At 23.9% G+C, this 21,983-nt stretch carries 16 protein-coding genes; 8 read left to right on the forward strand and 8 right to left on the reverse strand.

Annotated elements, in window-relative coordinates; genetic code table 4:
- The first annotated feature begins 172 nt into the window (after positions 1 to 172).
- The 7 genes from ACXX89_RS01550 to ACXX89_RS01580 all read left to right on the forward strand — a co-directional run bounded on the left by ACXX89_RS01550 (position 173) and on the right by ACXX89_RS01580 (position 12,669).
- Complete coding sequence (locus ACXX89_RS01550) at positions 173 to 3,196, forward strand: OppA family ABC transporter substrate-binding lipoprotein (protein ID WP_458557417.1); 3,024 nt, start codon at positions 173 to 175, stop codon at positions 3,194 to 3,196.
- Between the two features lies 1 nt (position 3,197).
- Positions 3,198 to 4,253: an ABC transporter permease gene (locus ACXX89_RS01555; protein ID WP_458557418.1), complete on the forward strand. Its 1,056-nt coding sequence runs from the start codon at positions 3,198 to 3,200 to the stop codon at positions 4,251 to 4,253.
- Positions 4,253 to 5,428 carry an ABC transporter permease gene (locus ACXX89_RS01560; RefSeq protein WP_458557419.1) on the forward strand — a complete coding sequence of 392 codons (1,176 nt, stop codon included), beginning with the start codon at positions 4,253 to 4,255 and terminating at the stop codon, positions 5,426 to 5,428. Before ACXX89_RS01555 ends, ACXX89_RS01560 begins: the two co-directional genes overlap by 1 nt.
- A gap of 2 nt (positions 5,429 to 5,430) precedes the next feature.
- Positions 5,431 to 6,495, forward strand: coding sequence for an ABC transporter ATP-binding protein (locus ACXX89_RS01565; RefSeq protein ID WP_436358612.1), 1,065 nt, complete (start codon positions 5,431 to 5,433; stop codon positions 6,493 to 6,495).
- Entirely contained in the window at positions 6,488 to 8,860 is a 2,373-nt protein-coding gene (locus tag ACXX89_RS01570; RefSeq protein ID WP_458557420.1) for an ATP-binding cassette domain-containing protein, read from the forward strand. Before ACXX89_RS01565 ends, ACXX89_RS01570 begins: the two co-directional genes overlap by 8 nt.
- Positions 8,853 to 9,275 carry a DUF3899 domain-containing protein gene (locus ACXX89_RS01575; protein ID WP_458557421.1) on the forward strand — a complete coding sequence of 141 codons (423 nt, stop codon included), beginning with the start codon at positions 8,853 to 8,855 and terminating at the stop codon, positions 9,273 to 9,275. The genes ACXX89_RS01570 and ACXX89_RS01575 overlap by 8 nt, the downstream gene beginning before the upstream one ends.
- A gap of 187 nt (positions 9,276 to 9,462) precedes the next feature.
- Positions 9,463 to 12,669, forward strand: a complete 3,207-nt coding sequence (locus ACXX89_RS01580; protein WP_436358609.1) for a DUF262 domain-containing protein — start codon at positions 9,463 to 9,465, stop codon at positions 12,667 to 12,669.
- 148 nt (positions 12,670 to 12,817) lie between these two features.
- Here the strand turns inward: ACXX89_RS01580 and gyrB are convergent, their stop codons facing one another.
- Together gyrB and rpmE are read right to left on the reverse strand one after the other, a co-directional pair.
- Complete coding sequence (gene gyrB, locus ACXX89_RS01585) at positions 12,818 to 14,740, reverse strand: DNA topoisomerase (ATP-hydrolyzing) subunit B (protein WP_436358608.1); 1,923 nt, start codon at positions 14,738 to 14,740, stop codon at positions 12,818 to 12,820.
- Between the two features lie 107 nt (positions 14,741 to 14,847).
- Positions 14,848 to 15,066, reverse strand: coding sequence for a 50S ribosomal protein L31 (rpmE, locus tag ACXX89_RS01590; RefSeq protein WP_436358606.1), 219 nt, complete (start codon positions 15,064 to 15,066; stop codon positions 14,848 to 14,850).
- Between the two features lie 131 nt (positions 15,067 to 15,197).
- Here rpmE and ACXX89_RS01595 point away from each other — a divergent pair, with 131 nt between their 5' ends.
- The gene (locus tag ACXX89_RS01595) at positions 15,198 to 16,412 is read left to right on the forward strand and encodes a formate/nitrite transporter family protein (RefSeq protein ID WP_458557422.1); all 1,215 of its coding nucleotides are present in this window, start codon (positions 15,198 to 15,200) and stop codon (positions 16,410 to 16,412) included.
- A gap of 78 nt (positions 16,413 to 16,490) precedes the next feature.
- Here the strand turns inward: ACXX89_RS01595 and ACXX89_RS01600 are convergent, their stop codons facing one another.
- The 6 genes from ACXX89_RS01600 to ACXX89_RS01625 form a co-directional block, all read right to left on the reverse strand.
- Positions 16,491 to 16,955, reverse strand: a complete 465-nt coding sequence (locus ACXX89_RS01600; protein ID WP_458557423.1) for a deoxycytidylate deaminase — start codon at positions 16,953 to 16,955, stop codon at positions 16,491 to 16,493.
- 201 nt (positions 16,956 to 17,156) lie between these two features.
- Positions 17,157 to 17,927: a hypothetical protein gene (locus ACXX89_RS01605; protein ID WP_436358603.1), complete on the reverse strand. Its 771-nt coding sequence runs from the start codon at positions 17,925 to 17,927 to the stop codon at positions 17,157 to 17,159.
- Positions 17,928 to 17,936: 9 nt separating this feature from the next.
- The gene (locus tag ACXX89_RS01610) at positions 17,937 to 18,353 is read right to left on the reverse strand and encodes a hypothetical protein (RefSeq protein WP_458557424.1); all 417 of its coding nucleotides are present in this window, start codon (positions 18,351 to 18,353) and stop codon (positions 17,937 to 17,939) included.
- 145 nt (positions 18,354 to 18,498) lie between these two features.
- Positions 18,499 to 19,311, reverse strand: coding sequence for a hypothetical protein (locus ACXX89_RS01615; RefSeq protein WP_458557425.1), 813 nt, complete (start codon positions 19,309 to 19,311; stop codon positions 18,499 to 18,501).
- 112 nt (positions 19,312 to 19,423) lie between these two features.
- A complete protein-coding gene (locus ACXX89_RS01620) occupies positions 19,424 to 20,326 on the reverse strand; it encodes a hypothetical protein (protein ID WP_458557426.1) in 903 nt (300 codons plus the stop codon).
- 545 nt (positions 20,327 to 20,871) lie between these two features.
- Positions 20,872 to 21,678 carry a hypothetical protein gene (locus ACXX89_RS01625; RefSeq protein WP_458557427.1) on the reverse strand — a complete coding sequence of 269 codons (807 nt, stop codon included), beginning with the start codon at positions 21,676 to 21,678 and terminating at the stop codon, positions 20,872 to 20,874.
- Positions 21,679 to 21,983 lie beyond the last annotated feature (305 nt).

The raw sequence follows: 21,983 nt of genomic DNA on the forward strand, positions 1-21,983 counted from the left end.
AACATTGTTACTAAGATGATTAAGAACAATGATTTTTTCTTTAATTTCTTTGAGATGTAAAAAACATTTTAATATTAATAAAATAAATATGCTCTTATAGAAATTAGAAAAAAGCTAGTTTTTATAAGAGTTTTTATTTTATTAATATTTAAATATTTAAGAAAGGAAAGATATGAAAAAAAGAAGACTATTAATTGGTTTTTCAGTGCCAGCAGTTTTAGTTGGTACAACAGCTACTGTTGTATCTTGTTCTACAATAGAACCACATTATAAAAGACAAGAAATAAGTTCTATTGTTAATTTAGCTACTTCAGGCTACAAAAAATTTGACCAAGATTTTAGTGTAATATTAGGTACTCCTTCTACACCAGCTAGTTATTTTACTAATGCAAATCTTTTTGCAACAGTCAGTTCAGGACAAGCAGAATTTGAAAATATAAAACCTAATAATGGAAACAAATTTGAAGAAGGTATCTACAAAATCAAAAAACCTACTTATCAATGATATGGTTTAATATTAGTTGATAAAATTTATGTTACAGATGCAGATGGAACAATGAGCGTTTTTGATAATGATAAACATGAAGTAGGAATGTTTAAAGAAGGTGAAGAAGTTACTTCTTCTTTAGTTAAATTAACTTCAAATGATCCTAAATCAATAAACAGTTCAAATTTTTTAACTAAATTAAGTACAGCATCTAAAATTCAATTAACTATTAAAAAAGATATTCCATGAGTTAAAAGTAATGGTGAAAAAAGTAAATATAATGTTGAATTAGAAGACTTTGTTTATGGTTGAAATAGAAAATTACTTTACGATGGTGCATATAGAGCAAATCATGGTGGTTCTAAAAAAATGGATGATGACATCATAAGAAAATATTCTTTAGGTTCATCAAGCAATTTTGATAGTACAAACCATCTTTCAAATGATTATTTATTTAAAGTATTTGGAATTAAAAAAGATAACTTTTCAAAATCCGAAACATTTATAACTGATATTAAAGGAACAAACGAAAAAGGATTAACCCTTTTAAAAATAGAAAATAAAAATGCTAATTTTAATGAATTATTTAAAAAATTATTATTAGACTCTACTTACTTTAGTCCTGTATCACATAAATTTATTGATGAAAGAAATAAACAAATATTTGACCTTACTGGAAAAAATGAAGGTGAATTTGGAGAAACAGGAGATGCCTTTAAATATGGATACTACTGATACGGAAAAATGTATGATGATGATCAACTATATGCTTCACCTTATTTACCTTATAGTTTATCCAATGACAGAACAGTTTATATAAGAAATGATTATTATGCAGAAACAGGTTGAAAAGAAAAAGAAGCAACTTCTGTTAAAAAAATAACATCTAGATATAATTTATATCCAGATCAAGTTCAATTTAACAGTGCACAATTTAATAATTACTTAGAAGGAACTGTTTCAATTCTTCCATATTCTAATTTATCAGATGCTAATAAATCAATAATTTATAAAGATTTATCTCAAATTCATTTTAGAAAAAGTCCAGATAAAGGACAATACAAAGGAAGTTTATCAAAAGATGTAATTCCAGGAGCAAGAGATGTTCTTGAAAAAGGAACTAACTTTAATGGTGGTCAAGCAGATAAAAAATACTACTTTAATGATAATTATGCTAAACTTGCTTTTGGTAGTTCAATTGAAGAATTAGCAAAAGGAAAAGCACAGCTTGGTAAAACCTTATTTACAGGAAAATCCTTTGCATTTAGAACAATTATTGATGCATTATGAAACAGTTATACCTACATTAAAGATAACTCTAAAACTGCAATTCCTTGACTTTCTATGATTGGGCCAGATAATCATTTAGGTGGAAGTGAACTAGATGGAAAAACAGCAAGAGATTTCTATGATGATATTAACACCACATTTTCAATAAATCAAAAAGGTGAAATATTTTATACTAAAAACATCGAAGAACAAAGAAAACAATATTTAGATAATTTACAAAATAAACAAAAACAATACGAAACACCAAGAATTGAAATATTAAAAGCAGAATTGAAAAAAATTCTAGATGAATTTTATGCAGAAAACCATTTAGATGCAAACAAAGACAAAGTAGAATTTTCTATTTCTAATAGATATAGAAACGAAAGTGCAGCAAAAATTGCTTCTCTTGATTCTGTAATTGATATGATGAATACTTTGGATAGCAGACTAAAAATTAATTCACAAGCCGAATTTAAATCAGAAGATGTTTGAAACGTTTTAATATTAGGTTTAGGAAATTCACAAATTATTGGTTGAGGAGCTGACTATGATGGAGCTGGAACTTTTATAGATGGAGCAGGACAACTTAAAGGAAGTCCACTTTATTTAGCAATTGCTCATTTTGCTGAATTACCAGCAGATAGTCCTTATGTAAAATCTTTCCCAGAATTCAAAAAATATGCAGATGCTTTTAAAAAGGAATTTGAAAAAGAAAGATTAGCATATCCGGATAAAAAACAAGCATGATTACCTTTTGCAGATTGAATCAAAGCAACAAATGCATATGATGCTAATTATGAAGATATTCAATATGAATATGAATATGAAAAAAATTCTGATGGAACACCAAAAGAAGTTGATAAAGATGGAAATGCTGTTCCAAAATTGAATGATAAAAAAGAAAAAGTTTATGTATTTACTGGTGAAGGATTAAATAAAAAACCAGTTTGATCTCAAAAATACAAATGAGTTTTAAATAAAACTACAAACAAATATGAGAAAAAATTCGAAGATAGAAAACCTGCAGGTCAAAACTCCATTATTAATTTCATTTCTCATGTTACTTTCTACGATCCTGTAACTAAAAAAACTTTTAGTGATCAAACTTTAAAACAAGAATTTGAAGAAAATGGAAAAAAAGTGACAAAATTATTTAATCATAATTTAAACAAATGAGTTGATGAAGAAGCGGAAAATGAATTTAATGAATTAACAGCTATTTTTAATTTAAATTATGAATCAAAATCAACAAATAGAGAAATAGTAGAACTTTCAAAAGAAATAAGAGTTTTACTTGGATATGTGCCTGAAATTGACTTAAGCACAAGTTCTAATGTCCCTTCAATAGCAATTTGAAATAAACATATAGAAATTCCATTATCAGAGTTTGATTACATTCCTTATGGAGATGTAGTTATAAGAAAAGGAGATAAATAGAATGTTTAAATACTTTTTTAAGAGGCTTGGACTAGCTATTATCACCTTTTTTATAATTATTTTCATTGTTTATTTATTGCAAGCTTCATTTGGTAAAAATCCTTTTACTGAACAAAGCTTGCAAGACGCAGCAAAAAGATTAAATCCAACAGGTGATGAAAATTTAAAAATAGATCCAAAATCATTTTATGGGTTTGATAAAGATCCAGTAACTAGATTTGCACTCTGATTTAAAGATTTTTTTAGTGGAAATCCAGGAATTATTTATTCAGATACAAGTGATTACAGTCAAAATATACCAAAATTATTTTTTGAACCTTTAAGATGAACTATTGCTGTATCATTGCCAGCGTTTATTTTAAGTGTTATTATAGGTGTATCTTTAGGGGTAATAGCTGCTTATAATAGGGGAAAATGAATTGATAGTGCAATTACAACCTTTGTTACATTATTTGTGGCATTACCAGCATTTGTTATAGCGCCTATTATTGTTTTAATTACATCAAAAGCTGGATTACCTTTTGAATTCAAAGATCCAAGAGATGTGCCAGTTGATATTACAATCGCTTCTTTAATTACACCAATAATTGTATTTACCTTATCATCATTAGCTGGATATACAATTTTTGTTAGAAACCAAGTTGTTACAGTTTTAACTTCTAATCAAGTTTTAATTGCTAAATCAAAAGGTTTATCAAAATGAAATATCTTTAAAAAACACGTTTTAAGAAACGCATCAGTTATTTTAGTAGGAGCAATTTTATTCTCATATATAGGATTACTTTCAGGAAGTATAATTTTAGAAAAATTCTTTAGAATCCCCGGATCTTCATCGATTATTGTTAACTACACAGAACAAGGTGAAATTAATGTTATTATGTTTTCACTTGTATTCTTTACATCATTATCAATGATAACATTAATATTTGTAGATATGTCATATGCATGAATGGATCCAAGAATTAAAATTGCAAATTCAAACAATTCCAGAAATTACTGATTATTATTTAAAAATTATTTAGTTAGAAGAAAAAGTTATCAAGGAGTAAAAAAATAATGGAAAAACAAAATTTAAGTTTATCATTTGAAAAAAAATATAAATTTTCAAAGGCTGATAAAGAACTTTTAAAATTTTCATCAGCAAATAAAGACATTATTTCATCATCTTCAGTAACTGGAAAACCTTCTAAATTATTTTTAGATGTTCTAAAAAGATTTTTTGCTAATAAATATGCTGTTATTGCTTTAGTTATCTTTATTTTATTAATTATTACAGCTTTTATTTCTTGGCTAACTTCACCATTTTCAACAACTAAACCTATTTCTGGTGCTTCTCTTTCTTTAATTAAAGAGTTAAAACCAAGTTTTGAAGGAGATGTTACTTTTACCTTATCTACTGAGTTATTAGATAAAATTCATAAGCTAAATCCTGAACTAATAAAAGGAGAAGCAACAAACATCGCTCCAGAAACTTGATTAGTAACTTTAAATCCTTATGAAGTTATTAACGCTTTAAATGGAGATGAACATTCAAAAATTTATGCCTTTATGGGAACTGACTCATACGGAAGAGATATTTGATTAAGAACTTGAGTTGGAACATTAAACGCAATAGGAATTGCTTTTGCAATTGCAATTATTGAAACAATTATCGGAGTATCTGTCGGTGCTTTTCTTGGATTTAACGTAGGAAAAAAAATAGATACATACGGACTAAGATTAATTGAAATTTTTAATGCAATCCCTTGAGTAGTATTATTTATAATCTTAATTGGAATTTTTGGAACTAACACACCGGCAATTATTTTAATTCTATCATTAACAGGTTGAACCGGTGCTGCTGACACCACTAGATCCTTTACTATTACAGTAAAAGACGAAGAATATATTTATGCTTCACAAGCGATAGGTGCTTCAAAAATGAGATTAATATTTGCTCATATTTTACCTGCAATTTCCGGAAAATTAGCAAATAGTTTTGTTTTAAGAATTACCGCTGGAATTCAAGCAATAGCAGGAATTGCATTCCTTGGATTTATTAAAGAAGGTACAGATTCAGTACCTAATTTAGGACTTTTAATTACAAGTTCAGCAAGTTTAATTAATCAAAACCCTTGAGCACTTGCTTTCCCTTCAATTATTTTATTAATTATTTCACTTTCACTAAGATTTGTGGCATTAGGATTCCACGATGCCCTTGATCCAAAAGTTGTTAAAAAAGGAGCTAAATAAATATGGAAAAAGACTTAAATAAAGAAGAAATCCTTTTAAAAGTTAAAAATTTAAGAGTTTCCTTTAAAGATAAAAAACAAAAATTTATTAACATAGTACGTGGAGTGGACTTAAAAATTAAAAGAGGAGAAATTGTAGGATTAGTAGGTGAATCAGGTTCAGGAAAAACAGTAACTTCTAAAGCTCTTTTAGGAATAAATGAATTAGCTTATACCAAAAGTGATCAAATGGAAGTTTCTGGAATTGATATTTCCAAATTTACAAAAGATAAAGAATGATTAAAAATAAGAGGTAAAAAAATAGGTTATATACCTCAAGATCCGTTAACAGCCCTAAATCCAACTAGAACAATTGGAAAACAATTACTAGATGTTTTAGAAAAAGATTCTAGATTTAAATCAAAAAGTGAAAAAATTGATTACTTAGTAAATTTACTTGAATCTTTTGGAATTACTGAAGCAAGAAGTAGATTTAATGTTTATCCACATACTTTAAGTGGAGGACAAAAACAAAGAGTTGTGATTGCTATGGTTGTAGCAGCACAACCAGATTTAATTATTGCTGATGAACCTACAACAGCTCTTGATCCAACGGTTCAAGCATCTGTTTTAGCTTTATTTAATGAAATAAGAACAAAATACAAAATTTCTTTAATTTTTATTTCACATAACATTTCAGTAATTGCTAAATTCTGTGATTACATTTATGTTTTATATGCAGGAAAAGTCGTGGAAAGAGGAACGAGAAAAGATATTTTCACTGACCCAAGACATCCATATACTTGAGCTTTAATTAGTGCAATTCCTGAAAACAAAAATCAAAAACTTTACAACATAAAAGGAACCCCACCAGATATGGCTAATTTACCAGCTGGAGATCCCTTTGCACCAAGAAATGATTATGCTTTAGAAATTGATTTTGAAAAAGAACCACCTTTAATTGAGATTTCTAAAACTCATGCTGCTGCTACCTGATTATTACACCCAGATGCACCAAAAGTAGAATTAACAGAACAACTAAAAAGTAGATTAAAATTATTTAGAGAGGTTTTTAATAAAAATGAATAAAAATACGGAAAAAACAATATTAGATGTTAAAAATCTTAAAAAGTATTTTTACAATAAAAATGGAATTGTAAAAGCTGTTGATAAAATTAATTTCAAACTTTTTGAAGGAGAAGTTTTAGGATTAATTGGTGAATCAGGTTCAGGTAAAACAACTGTAGGTAGATCTATCATTAGATTATATGATAGATATAATGGACAAGTAACATTAGAAAATAGAATTATTTCTGGTAAAAAAATCGGAAGATCAAAAGATAAATTTATGAGAAAAAATATGCAAATGATTTTCCAAGATCCACATGCTTCTTTAAATGGACAAAAAAATATTTATTCTATTTTAAAAGAACCTTTAAAAGTTAATGGAATCATTAAAGACAAAATGGTGGATATTTTTAAAGATTGACAACAAGTTACTTCAAACTTCCATTATACTTTTTTAAGAAGATTCAAAGAGCAAAGATTAGATAACTTAAATAGTACTATTTTTGAAGCTAATGAATATTTTAAAGAATGAGAATTTCACTTTGATGACTTTGCTTCATTTGATCAATTATTTGAATCTAACACATATGAAGATATTTTCAATGCTTACTTTTCATATTTAACAAAAAGACAATTTCACGAATCAAAAGCTATTAATTTTATGTATAAAGGAGTTACTAATTTAAGTAATTTCTATTTCGAAAAACAAAAAGAATATAGAAATGGTGAATTGAGCTATGATGAAAAAGCATTAAGAGAATCAAAAGCAGCATTAGTTAAAGCAGAAGAATTAATCAAAAATTCAAGAGAAAATGTAGCGATTTTGGAACAAATTGCCCAAAAAGAAAAAGAGTTAAATGATTTCCAAACTTCTTGAAAAGAAAAGTGTACTAATTCCAAAAACTACGTAAAAAGCTATATTTATGAATTTAAATCAGAATATTTAATCAATTTAGATAACGCTTTACTTTCAACAGATTACAAAAACTATTCTTTTTTCTACAAAAGAGCAGTTATCAATTTATTTACAAAGGAATTTTTAAAAAATAAATCCTGATCTGGTGATTTAAAAAGTAATTTATTTTATTGATTATCTATCGAAGAAATTGATAAAATGGTTGAATTATTTAATAATCACAATAAACTTTTAATAGAAAAATATGAAAATAAATTTTTAAAAATACCTAACGAAAATAATGAGTTTTGAACTTCTAAAAAAGAATTAAAATCAGAATTACTTGCAGAATTTGCTAATGTTGATTTAGAACACTTTTTAAAAACAGCAGCAGATAAAAAAGTATTATATAAAAACAAAATTAAAGGTATTAAAGCAGAAATTGAAAAACTTAAAAAATCACTTTCAAAAGAAAAACATATTTTAGAAGAAGATAAAGTTAAATTCAATCTTTTACAAGCTATTCATAAGAAAAATAAACATATTTTTAATCACGAATTAGAAGACTTCAAAAAAGATTTTAAAGTATGAGAAACTAACATTAATGCTGAAATTAGCAAACAAGAAAAAGTTATAAAAAGCATAAGTGAAAAACAAAAAGTATTAGATGCAAAATTTGCTGAAATTCACAAAAGATTTTTAGTTTGAATTCACCAAAAATTAATAGCTGATGGATTAAATGCTCACGAAGTAAAAATTCAACTAGAATCATATAAACAAAAAGTAAATGAAAAATATTCATCTCTTAATTCATTTAATTTAGAATTAAAAGTATTAAGAAAAATTTATAATAGAATTACTTATTTACTTGGATTACACAACAACAATCAAAATCTAACAATAACTAAAAAAGTTGTTAAGAAAACTTTATATGATGAATCAATTTATAATGCACTTGAAGAAGTTGGTTTATTAAGACAGTTTGCTTATCGTTACCCACATGAATTTTCTGGTGGTCAAAGACAAAGAATAGTTATTGCAAGAGCATTAATAAGTGAACCAAAAGTTATTATTGCTGATGAACCAATAGCTTCTCTGGATATTTCTATTCAAGCACAAATTGTTAACTTACTAAAAAGTTTAGTTGATAAAAAAGGAATTGGATTAATTTTTGTTGCTCACGACTTATCAATGGTTGAATATATTGCTGATAACATTATTATTATGCATCTTGGAAAAATAGTTGAAAGAGGAAAAACAGAAGAAATTTATTCCAATCCAAAACACCCTTACACAATCAACTTATTTAAATCTATTCCAAAAATGTCAAATGCTAACGAACCATTTGAAGCATCTAATTTTGAATTAGATTATTTAAAAGAACAAAATTTCCCTAATGTTATTGAAGAAGAACTAGTGGATAATTCTTTAACACACAAAGTTTATGGAACAAAAAATCAATTAAATAAATGACTAAATAAAAATGAATAAAATTAAATTTTTTTGAAAAAATAAAATAATTAGAAAACTGAGAAAAATAGATTATATTTACTTAGTTTTCTGAATTATTACTTTTACTGTTTTATTTCTCTTAATGACTTTAACATTTAATAAACTTAGTTGATATAAGTCTTTATTTACAATTTCTTTTTTAATATTAGGAGTTACCATCTTAGCTCTTGTTATAAAATGAGGACTTTTTGATATTTATTCTAAAGGAATAAAAAACTGAAACATAAAAAGAGAAAATAAAATATTAAAAGAAAATCAAATGGAAGAAAAAGAATTGATTTCAATTGAAAAATTAAGACAAGACAACAAAGAAAAAAGTTACTTAAATATTTTTATTGGTTTAGTTTGCTTTCTTATTTTATTTATCATTTCTTTGCCTTTCATTTTAATGTAAAGCAGTTAATACTGCTTTTTTTATTTTTAACAATTGATATATTACATATTTAATTTTTTAAATAATAGGCCATTTATTATTATAATGTAAATAATATATATGGAAAAAACCTTTATTTTCTCTATTAAAGGGCTTTTTATGTAATTTTATATTATAATTTAAATAATAGAATAGCAAAGTAGGAAAAATGAAACCATTAATATCAGATATATTTAAAGATTTGTTCTTTTTGTCCAAAGACAACAAGAAAGACAATAAAATAAAAGAAATAATAATTCCAAGATTTCAAAGAAAATTTGTTTGAAACGAAAGAGAAGCAAGTAATTTTATTAAAAAATTTATTAATTTTTACAAAGAAGAAAATAATAACACAACTGAAAATAATGATTTATATTTTGGAACTTTTGTAGTTTTAAGGGAAAATCCACAAAAAGATAAAATAAATATCATTGATGGGCAACAAAGATTCTTGACTACTTTTATTTTTTTAAAATCTTTACATGATTTTTTCTTAGAAAAAGAAGATGAAATAAAAGTTAATTTATTAAAGGGAAAATGAGAAGAAAACAAAGTAGCCATTCAAAATAAAGTTTTAAAATTAGATATAAAATTTGAAAACAAAAATTCAAATTCCTTTTTTGATAAAATAAAAAAACCGGAAAATACATGAGATAGAATCACTACTTTAGCAAAAGAGTCACCAAGGGAATATGAACCATTTTACAGTATTTATAATTATTTTTTAAAACTTTTAAGAGAAGAATTTAAAGAAGAGAACAAACTTTATAATTTAATAGAAAAATTTCACAAAGCAAACCAAAATGACGAAAAAAATTTTAATATTGTTGTTTTAATAGTTGAAACCAAAGAAGAAGCAATTGAATGATATAGAGAACAAAATTATATTGGTATTAAGTTAAGGGATTATGAATTAATTAAAAATATTATTTACTCTAACCTTCCAGATAGTCAAATTTTTGAAGATATTTTTAATGATTCTAAAATAGATAATAATGTTTTAGATAGATTCTTTTATCTTTTTGTTAACCACTTAAATTTTGCAAATACAGAACATTATTCAGATTCAAAAGCAGATGAAAAATTCAATGTTTATGAAAAATTTGAAAGTTGATGAAGAGACAATAAACAAGATTACAAAACAAAAGAAAAAATGATCATTGATTATTATGAAAATTTCAAAACTTTAAGATTGATTTGAAATGATGAAAATATTGAAAGAAAATTAAGCACAGAAAAGACAAAAGATATAAAAATTGAATTATTTAAGTTAAAAACTCTTATAAATGAAAACAAAGGTTCTTTATTTTTTTGCTATCTAATTTTAATAGAAATTTGTGACAAAGATAAAGGTGATAAAGATAAATTACTAAACGCTATTAAATTTTTTAACAATTTAATTTCTAGAATTCAAATTTCTAATCTTTCAAGAAACATTAATTGAAAAACTTTATTTTTAAAATTTTATTGAGAAATTAAAAATAGTGGAGATTTTAATTCATTTAAATCAATTTTAAAAGATTATATAGAAGAAGCAAATAAAAAAGAAATTTTTAACATTGATGATGAAATTATAAAAAACTCCTTACTAAATCATTTTTTATACAATAAACAAAATAAAATTGCAGACTTTTTACTGTTTTATGATTTATCATTAGAAGACATTAATAAAAATTACCAAATTGAACACATTTTTGCACAAAATTTAAGTTCGGATAATGAAGGTTTGGAAAGTTCAGAAATCGAAAACATAAGAAGTAATTATTTACATACAATTGGTAATTTAACACTTCTTAATGATAAAACAAATGCTTCGTTAGGTAATTTAAATTTTAAAGAGAAAAAACAAAGTTATATTACTTCTGATTTTAAACTAAATAAATATTTTAAAGAAGTAGATATATGAAATCAAGAAGAAATAGAAAAAAGAACAATTTTTATTTTTGAAAAAAACTTTAAAAACAAATATAAATATTCTCAATTGATTGGTGGAGAAAAAGTTGAAGCAAGAAGTAAAAATATAGAAAATACGGAAAAAATACAGAAAAAAGTTATAGAGAATGATGATTTACCTTCAACTCATTCTTATACAAAATTAAAAAATAAAATTAGTTTAAATGACTTTTCAAAAACTAAATATATTGTTTTTGAAAATAAAACATATGACTTAACTAACAAAAAAGCGAAAGAAAATATTGAAAAAATTTATCAAGATATAGCAGATAATTATTTTGATTTAATTATCCAAAAACAAGAGTCGATTTTAAAATTAGGAAATTTTCTAAAAAACAAAGAACAAAAAACAAATTCCTACCAATATCATTTATTAAATAAAACCGGTTTATATTTCCATCTTCATGCTTCTAATGAAATTAAGATGATGTATCTTTTCAAATTTGCACAAATTTTAAATTTGGAAAACAAAATAAAATTTCTTGATGAGTTACCAAATAATGATTTAGAGATAAAAGAAAGCAAAGTGATATTAACTAATAAAATTAATAATAATTTTTCAATAATTAATAATTTAAATTTTAAAAGTGTTGAAAACAAAACGATAGAAAAAGACAAAATAAAATTTATTTACTTTAATAATGAATGTTTTGATATGCAAAAAAATAAATTTTATTTAGTGATTCACAAAATTTATAATTATTTATTTGAAAATTTTATTAATGAAATAAATAACAAACAAAAAGAGATTTCGCTTATTAAAAACTTTTCATTTGCAGAGAAAAAAGAAGGAAATAAATATAAATATTCTTCTGTCCCGGGAACAAATTTATTTATATCTTTAGAAGGCGATAAAGAAAGAAGAATGAAACAATTGTTTAAACTATTGCAAGTTCTAAATTTAGATAATTTACTAGAATTACAAATAGAAAAAGATGAAAAATTTGAAAAAATAGTATCTAAGCACATGTTTCATAATAAAAACAAACAAGAAAGTATTAATAAAGAATCTAAAGATGTCAAAACTTATGATAACTCTCATGAATTATTTATGATTAATGAAAACAATTTTAAAAAAATTAATAATGATCAAGTAAGAGATGATAAAGTAAAATACATTATTTTTAAAAATACAAAATTTATTTTTGAAAAGCATTTAAGCATTTTGCTTAATAAAATATATAAGAATATAACAGAAAACCACTTAGAATTAATAAACCAAAAACAAAATGAATGATTAAATTTAGCTAGTCTCTCTACAGATAAAGTTAAACACTCACAACCAAAACGACTCTATGCAAAATTAATTGACAATTTTTATATCTCTCATTCTTTTGATAATGTGACAAAAATTAAGTTATTATATAGATTTTGTAATATTTTAAATTTATCTAGTGAACTAAAAATATTTATAAAAAAATAAAATCAAAACAAAAAAGCAATAACATAAATTTAACATATTTCAATTATGTTAACGCTTACAGTTTTGATTTTTTATTTTCCTGAATTTGGGTTTATGGGTTGCAAAACTGAAGAAAAAAACAAGAATCAAAGTTCTTGTTTAATTATTCTTATAAATCGATATTTTTAACAAATTTAGCGTTTTCTTCAATAAATTCACGTCTTGGTCCAACTTCTTCTCCCATAAGTTGTTCAAATACTTGTGAAGCAATCATAGCATCTTTAATTTGCACTTGAAGCATTTTTCTTACAGCGGGATCCATGGTTGTTTCTCAAAGTTGTTGTGGATCCATTTCTCCAAGTCCTTTGTATCTTTGAATGGAGAATTTACTATCACCTATTCTTTGTAAAATTTCTTCTTTTTGAGCATCATTATAAGCGTATTCATCTTTTTTATTATAAGAAATTTTGTATAAAGGTGGCTGGGCTATGTAGATAAATCCATATTCAATTAATGGTCTAAAGTATCTATATAAGAAAGTTAAAAGAAGAGTTCTAATGTGAGCACCATCAACGTCGGCGTCGGTCATTATAACAATTTTGTGATATCTAAGTTTATTAATATTAAATTCTGGACCAATACCTGTTCCAAAAGCGGTAATTAAAGAAAGGATTTCTTCGTTTTTAAAGACTTTTTCATCACTTGTTTTTTGAGAGTTAATAACCTTTCCTCTTAAAGGTAAAATAGCTTGATAGTGACGATCTCTACCCATTTTAGCACTACCACCAGCAGAGTTTCCCTCCACGATGTAAAGTTCAGCAATTTCAGCATTTTTTGTTGAACAATCAGCTAATTTTCCAGGTAGCGATCCAACTTCAAAAGGATTTTTTCTCTTTGTTGCTTCTCTTGCAGAAGCAGCAGCTTTTCTAGCTTTTTGAGCAAGTAAATTTCTTTCAATGATTTTTCTTGCTTCTCCTGGATTTTCATTTAAGTATCTTTCAAAAACTTCAGAAAAGATTTTATTTACAGCGGGTCTTACGTCTTTATTAATCAATTTACCTTTAGTTTGTCCTTCAAACATAGGATCGCTATGTTTGATGGAAATTACAACAAACATACCTTCTCTTAAGTCTTCTCTTGAAAATTTATCTGCTTCAGATTTTAAAAATTTATTTTCAATTGCATAATTATTTAAAATTCTAGATAAAGAGTCAAATAAACCGGTTTCATGAGTTCCACCTTCTTTGTTATAGATGTTATTGGCATATGTTAAGATTTCTTCTCTATCTTCAGTTACATATTGTAGTGCTACTTCTACATTTATGTCTGTTGATTTTTCTTCGCCTAAATTAAAAATACCTTCAGCATAAATGGATTTTTCTGTAACTTTTTCATATCCTTTAGTTAATTCAGAAATGTAGTCAATAATTCCACCTTCAAAGTGAAATTCCTTTTTAATATTCACTCTTTCGTCTTGAACAATAAATTTTAAACCTTTTGTTAGGTAGGCAGTTTGTTTGATTCTATCAATAACTGTTTCTAGTTTGAATTCATGTTGTTCCATGATTTCAAAATCTGGTTTAAACATAATGGTGGTTCCTGTTTCATCACCACATTCACCAACCACTTTTAAGTCATCAACTTTTTTTCCACCATTTACAAATTCTTGGAAATAAACTTTATGGTCCCTTTTAATTCAAACTTTTAAATTAGAACTTAAAGCATTAACTACAGAAGCGCCAACACCGTGTAAACCACCAGAAACTTTATAAGCACTACTATCGAATTTTCCACCAGCGTGAAGAACTGTTAAAACTACTTCTGCAGCAGAAACTCCGTGTTTTGGATGGATATCCACAGGGATTCCTCTACCATTATCACTAACTTTAACATATCCATCTTTAGTTAAAGTTACTTCGATTGTGTTGGCAAATCCAGCAAGTGATTCATCAACTGCATTATCTACTATTTCTCAAATTAAATGGTGTAAAGCAATTATTCCAGTTCCACCAACATACATTCCAGGACGCTTTCTAACAGCTTCTAATCCTTCAAGAGATTGAATACTACTTGCTCCATACTCTTTACTCATAACTACCTCTTTCTTTTTGTCTTATAATTTATTATTAAATTATACTCTTTTTAATCGTTTTTAGAATAAAAAAATCAATGGAAAACCATTGATTAATTTGAATTAGTTTATTTTTTGTGGTTTTTTGCAAATGATGCCATTCTGTTGAATCTTTCAATTCTTCCTGTTGCTCTTGCAAGAGATTTATCTCCAGTAAAGAATGAGTGGCATCCAGAACATACATCAACAGAAATTTTATTTACTGTTGAACCAAAAGTAAATTCAGTTGAACAAGTTGAACATACTGCTTTTACAGTTTGATATGTAGGATGGATATCTTTTTTCATATTTCCTTTCACATAGGAACTTTGTTCCCATATTTTCGTATTCTAATTTTGTTTAAATATATTAAATTAGTATTATAATAATAACATAAATTTTATTAATTAAGGTAAAATTTTAAAAAAAACGAGGAAATATGCACGATTATAAGAGTAACTTTACCAATGCAATGGATTATGGTTATCAAAAGACTAAACTTGTGTGATGAAAAATCTTTTTAATGGGGATTTTAGCATCAGTTTATGTTGCAATAGCTTATGTAGCTTATGTTTATATTTTGTCATGATATGGTAATGATGAATTAAAACAAACAGGTGAATTTCACTTATCTGGCCCAGCTTTATTTGTTGCTTCATTAATTTTCCCAGTTGGTTTGATGATGATTACAATTCTTGGTGGTTCGCTTTTCACTTCAGATACATTAGCAATGCTTGCTGTATTTGATAAAAAAGCACGTTTATACAAGGTTTTTAGAAATTTAGGAATTGTTTTTCTTGGAAATTTAGTTGGAGCTTTAATTTCTGCAGCAATTTTAAGAGGTGCTGCAGCTTTCAAAGCAGAACAACTAAGAGTTATAGAATATTTAATAACTAAAAAAGTTTCAAATTATTGATGAGAAATTCTGTTTTCTTCAATGTTTTCAAACTTAATTGTTGCTGGAACTGTTTGATCAACTTTAGCAACAAGAGGGGCAATTGGAAAAATTTTCATAATTTTCTTCTTTATTTGATTATTTACAATAACAGGATTTCACCATGTTATTGCTAACTTAATTATTTTTTCATTTGGGTGATTATTTAGCGATATTGAATATGTTCAATATTTTAAAAATGGAAATGAACAAGTTATTTTAGATTGAGCTCATAATGCTATAAATAACGGAGTTATTACAAAAGATTATGTCTTAGCCCACATTATAAATGTTAATGCAGATGGTGTAAAAGGATTTAAAGATACTTTATATAACATAATTAATATAAATTCAGCTCATAAATTATCAGCTTACAATATTGATTGAACACTAAAAGCTTTCTTTGTAAATGCATTACCTGCTTTAGTAGGTAACTGATTCTCTGGAGCAATTATTTTACCTGTATCTTATTGAGCTATTGTTAAATTTAAAGCAGGTAAATACGGAACAATTGATACAGAAATTATTATTGAAGATGAAATTAGAGAAGTTATTAAGAACACAGATGTTGATAATCTTCATGAAGCTGAAAAAATTGCTTATGTTAATCTAAAAAGAAAACAAAAAGAAGAAATTAAAGAAGAATTAAAAAGAGAAGTTTGATTTGATAAATGATTTAGAAAATTTAAAAACAAAAAAAATAACAAAGATAAAAAATAACGACTATAAAAATAAAGTAGGTAAAATTTACCTACTATTTTTTATAAATACACTGGTTTTTCCTTTATAAAAGTAAAATTATAGTTGTAAAGTTATTTTGCTTTCTTCAAGTTTTCTTGTTTTTACAAAAGAATCTTTAAATATTTTTCTTGCAATTCAAGCATCTTCAGTATCATGATATTTATCTTGAAAATAAACAACTTCTTTTATTCCTGATTGTACTATTGTTTTTGCACAATTAGAGCAAGGGAATAAGGAAGTATATAAAATAGAATTTTCTAAAGAAGTAATTGAATTTAAAATCGCATTAATTTCTGCATGTACTACATATGCATATTTAGTTTCTTTAGCGTTTTCACCTTCTCTTTGTCAAGGGAAGTCATCGTCATTTCCAGAAGGCATTCCATTATAACCTAATCCTATAACTCTTTTTCTTTGATTTATAATACAAGCTCCAACTTTAGTATTTGGATCTTTTGAACGTAAAGCACTCAATTTTGTTAATGCCATAAAATATTGATCTCAATTTATTATTTTTTCCATAGTTTATATTATATAGGAAAATAACAAAAAATTAAGAACGGCTCACCCTTCTTAACATATTAACCTATGAAATAATGCTTTCTGCATCGGAAATATTATCGTACTGAAACATTTAGTTTCGATAATCCTTCATATCAATGAAGAATTATTAACATTATAGCATATTTTTGTTATAAGTCAATAATTTTATAAATAAGTATTTTATTGATTATTATTTGGAATTTGAGTTTTAATGAATTCTAAATGTTTTTTAACTGCTAATAAAAAATCATTTGTTTCTTCTTGTTGTTCTGGTCCTTTAACTGTGTTTTTTAAGTGTTCAAATGTATATTGTAATCTATTAAAATTTTCTTTACTTGGATTATTAAAGAAAGTTTCGGTTCGATCTGTATATTCTTCATAAAAATTGTTGGAATATCTAATTTGATTTGTATTATCAGGTTGGAAAAAACTTAAATTAGAAAAAATATTTGAAAATGTTCAGATAGATAATAAAGAAATAAAAAGTGAGAAAAATATTTTTTTATTAGGTAAAAAAGGTATTAAAGTAGAAACAACAAAAATCTGAAATATAACTATATGAAAAATTAAATTTTTAATATTATTATTCTTTTTAGATTCATGATTTAAACTATCAATTAATTTATTAAAAGTTTCAGTAACTTCTTTCAAAGAACTTTTTGCTTTATTACTAGTATCTTGATCAGAAGAAAATTCTGATAAATTGAAATAATTTTTAAAATTTTTATATAAATCATTTTTTCTATATTTTTCCTTTGTATTTGAAAAAATATCTTCATATTTTAAACTCAGAATATCTTCTTTTAATTTTAGTAACTCATTTTTTCCTTCATTTGTTAAATTATTAATAAATTTTTTTATATTTTTTTCATTTTTTAATTCTGGAATAATATTTAATTTGTATTCTATTTTAGGTGTTGATTTTGAATTAATAGTAAAATTTCAAATCATTGTATTTTATTAATTTTCCTTGGTAAATACATAAAATAGAAAATCTGTTTTTCTTTTTTCTCTATCCATTCCTACGTGAATTTGAAGATGTTTTTTAAATAAATTATCTAAATATACAAGCAACAGAAGAATAACGGCTAAAGAAAATAAAATAATTGCTACATTAGAACTTTTTAAATAAATATTTGCAAAGTTAAGAGCACTTGCACTTAAAAATAAAAGAATAATACATAAAAAATTTACTATCATTATTTTTTTAAAATTTCTAATTTGTTTTTCAGTCATTATTTTAGAATTTTCTATTCTTTCTTTATTAGTAAAGCAAATATAAAGTTCTCAAAGTTTTGCTTCTTTTGGAGGATTATTTTTACTAAAATAATTTTTTGAAATAAGTAACAAACTTCCTATAATAAAACCCCCAATCACTAATGATATTGTTAAGTAAAAATTAAATCTTTGTAAATCAAAAAATAAATTATAAACCGAAAATCCAATTATTAATACTATAATAAAACTAAAAAATAAAACATTCAAAAAAAGAAAGAAAATCTTTATAAATTTTAAATTTTTGTTAGTAGTTTCCATAATGTGAACCGTGACCATAAAATTTTCTTTCTATTTCATTTAAATTTTTGTTAATAGCATTAATAAAGTCATTTAATTCTTCATTATCTGCACCACTTTTTTGTATAAATTCTTGATTCCATAGTCTTTGAAAAATTTTTCTAAGTTCTATTAAATTTTCTTTTGAAGGATCAGCAAAGTACACCAATCTTTGTTGTGTATAATTTTCTAAAAATTCTTTAATATATGAAGACATATAAGTATAATCTTTCTCTGTTAAAGTAGATCCAGCTATAGAAGTTCCTACTGAAGCAGCGAGAAGAGTTCCTGAAACAACACCGGAAACAGCAGCACTTGCACCAAAAGTAAAAGGTATTGCAGTTATACCAAGAAGACCTATAAATACTTGAGAACCAATTATTCAACCTTTTTTTGTTACATAGTCATTTCTATCATTAGAAATTCTATTTTTATAAGATTCATATGTTTTTTTTAGTTCCTCAAATGTGGTTTCTTCATAAGTTAAGGAACTTCTGTCAGAAATAAAATATTCTTTTGTTTTTAAAGAAGATTTTATTTCATTGTAAAAAATGCTTTTTTTATATTCTTCTTTAATTCTTTCAAAACTTCTTTTAGGAAATTTTAAGCCTGAAAGTTTGTAAAAATCCTCATAATTTAAATTTAACACTTTTTCTGCTAATTTTAAAAGTCTTATTTTATGTTTTTCTGATAAAGAATTTATCATTTCTTTATAGACGAATTTATTTTTACTTTCATTTTTATAATTTAAATTTTGTATATGTTGAACATTGATTTCCATGTTTTCTCCTTTTAATTTTTTAATTTTGTTTTTAATAGATCTAAAACTAATGTATAAAAATTAAATACTATATATAAAGATAAAACCTCATTTTTATAATATTTTTCTATTTTTACTTTGTGAAAAGAATCAGAAATAAAATTTTGAAATAACTCCAATTTATTTTTAATATTTTTATCTTGTTTATTAAGAAGAAATTTAATCCATAATTTTGCTCTATGTTTTCTAATTTATTTTTAGTTAAGAAAACAGAAAAGAAAGAATCTCTTAATTCAAAAATAACTTCAATTTTTTCAAAAAACTTTCTTTTTCTTTTAATTAAATATATTAAAAATTTTTTTAAATTTGGAAAATTATTAATTTCTATTTTAAACTTTTCAAAATTCTTAAGTATTTTTTCATAATTTTTATAAAAATTCATTTTAGAACCAAGTAATTGAAAATATAAATCACTTATTATATTATCTTTAAAATATTTTCACAATTCTAAATTGCAAGTTTTTTTCATAAAATTAAAGTTTTGTTCTATTAATTTTAGTGATAATAACAATTTTTTTCTAAAATATATATTTTTTTCATATAAATAAGTTAATTTAAAGATTTGTGAAAGTTTTGAAGCAAATCTATATTTTTCATTTGTGTAATAAAAATTTAATATTGGATGTTTTTTATAATAAATTGGTTTTATTTCTTTAGACAAAATTATTTCCAATTTTATTTTGCTAAATTTTTTTTTAATTAAGTAAGATTTATAAACTTCGTTATTTATATATGATTTTTCTATGTTAAGTGTCTCTTCTATTTTTTCTCAATCTGTATTTTTTTCTTTAAGATTTTGATTATTTTTAGGAAATAAAATATCTAAATCATTAGGTTTAACATCTATAAAACCATCTAAGTAAAAGCTGAAACTCCCTTGGATTATAAAAGGGATATCGACTTTTAAAATAGATTTTAATAGTAAATTAATTATTTTTAAATTATCTTTTATAAGAAAATTATTTTTTATAAACATAAAATAAAATATCACTTCACTTTATTTTTCTCCCCATTCCTACATGGATTTGTAAATATCTATTTAAAAAAAATATAATATATAAAATTAACATAAAAGAAATGAAAGTTAATACTTGAGTTAGACTAAGAAAAATAAAATTTTCAAAATTTCAAATATTTACTTTGAAACAAATATTGAAAATAATTAATAGAGTAAAAGAAATGTATAAAAATGTTATGATAAATTTAATTATTTTTAGTTTTTCTTGACTGATTTTCTTCGTAGATTTAACTCTATCATAATTAGGAATACAAAAATAAAATTCTCAAATTTTTACGTCTGTTTCATAATTAAATTTTTTATTTTTTTTAGTTATAATATTTAAAATTACTATTGGAATGGGTATTAATTTAGATAAAATTTTATAGTACCATAAATCATTTTTTACAAAAATTAAATTTTGTATAATAAATCATAAAAATAAAATTAACAAACTTAATATAAAAGTAATATGAAAAAAAATAAAAACATTTTTTAAAATAACATATTCTTTTTTTGTTATTTTAATAATTTCCATAATAATTAGAATAACCAACTAAAATATCTTTTAATCTCATTAAATCTTTGTGCAAAAATTCTAGAAAATTATTTAATTCTGTGTTTGAATCGTTTCTATATTTTACAAAATCTTTTTCTAAAAATTGATTATAATAACGGAATAATCTATCTCAGTTTGCTTGAGTTTGATGGTTTAAAAATACAAGTCTTCCATCTGTATACTCTTCAATTAAATTATTTAAATATTTTAAATTTCTTCCGTTTTCATTTTCACCTTGTGCTAAATTAGCAATTAAAGTTCCTAAAGAAACAAAAGATAAAACTCCACTAATTACTGGAGACAAAAATGAAACAGCTCCAATTCAAGTAGCCTTATCACTAATATTTTCTAATGTTTTTTTTCTATTTTCTAAACTATTAGAGTCTTGTTTAAGTTTTTTGCTATAAATATTGTACATATTTTGTAATTCTTCAAATGTTGTAGCTTCATCTGAAATTCTACTTCTTGTAGAAATAAAATATTCTCTTGTTTTTAAGGAAGATTTAATTTCATTATAAAAAATATTTTTTTTATATTCTTCTTTAACTCTTTCAAAACTTCTTTTTGGAAATTTTATAAAAGACAATTTATAAAAATCTTCATATTTTAAGTTAAGTACTTTGTCAGCAAGTTTTAAAATCCTAACTTTAGTTTTTTCTGGCAAGTTTAGTAATATATTTTTATAATCAATACTTTTAATTTTATGTGTATTTTCAAAATTATTTTTATTAATTTCTGATATATTTTTATTAATTTCAATGTTAAAATTCATAATTCTCCTTATTAATATTTTCCAAAATTTCTTTGGAATACAATTATATTACTAAAAATAAAAATATTCATAAAAATCCAAATTTTTTTTGAAAACTTGAATTTTTTTATTATTTTTTAATAAATTTATCAATTTCTATATTAATTTAGAAAAAATAAATGATTATTTTTGCTTGTTAATCTTATTATTTATTAAGTTTATATTTTCTATTTTTATTTTCTCCAATAGATATTAACTTATTATTTTTAACCATATTTAAAAGTATTTTTCTAACTCTTGAAGATTTAATATTTAAAAGTTTTTCT

This window comes from Mycoplasma sp. 1012, assembly GCF_054343455.1.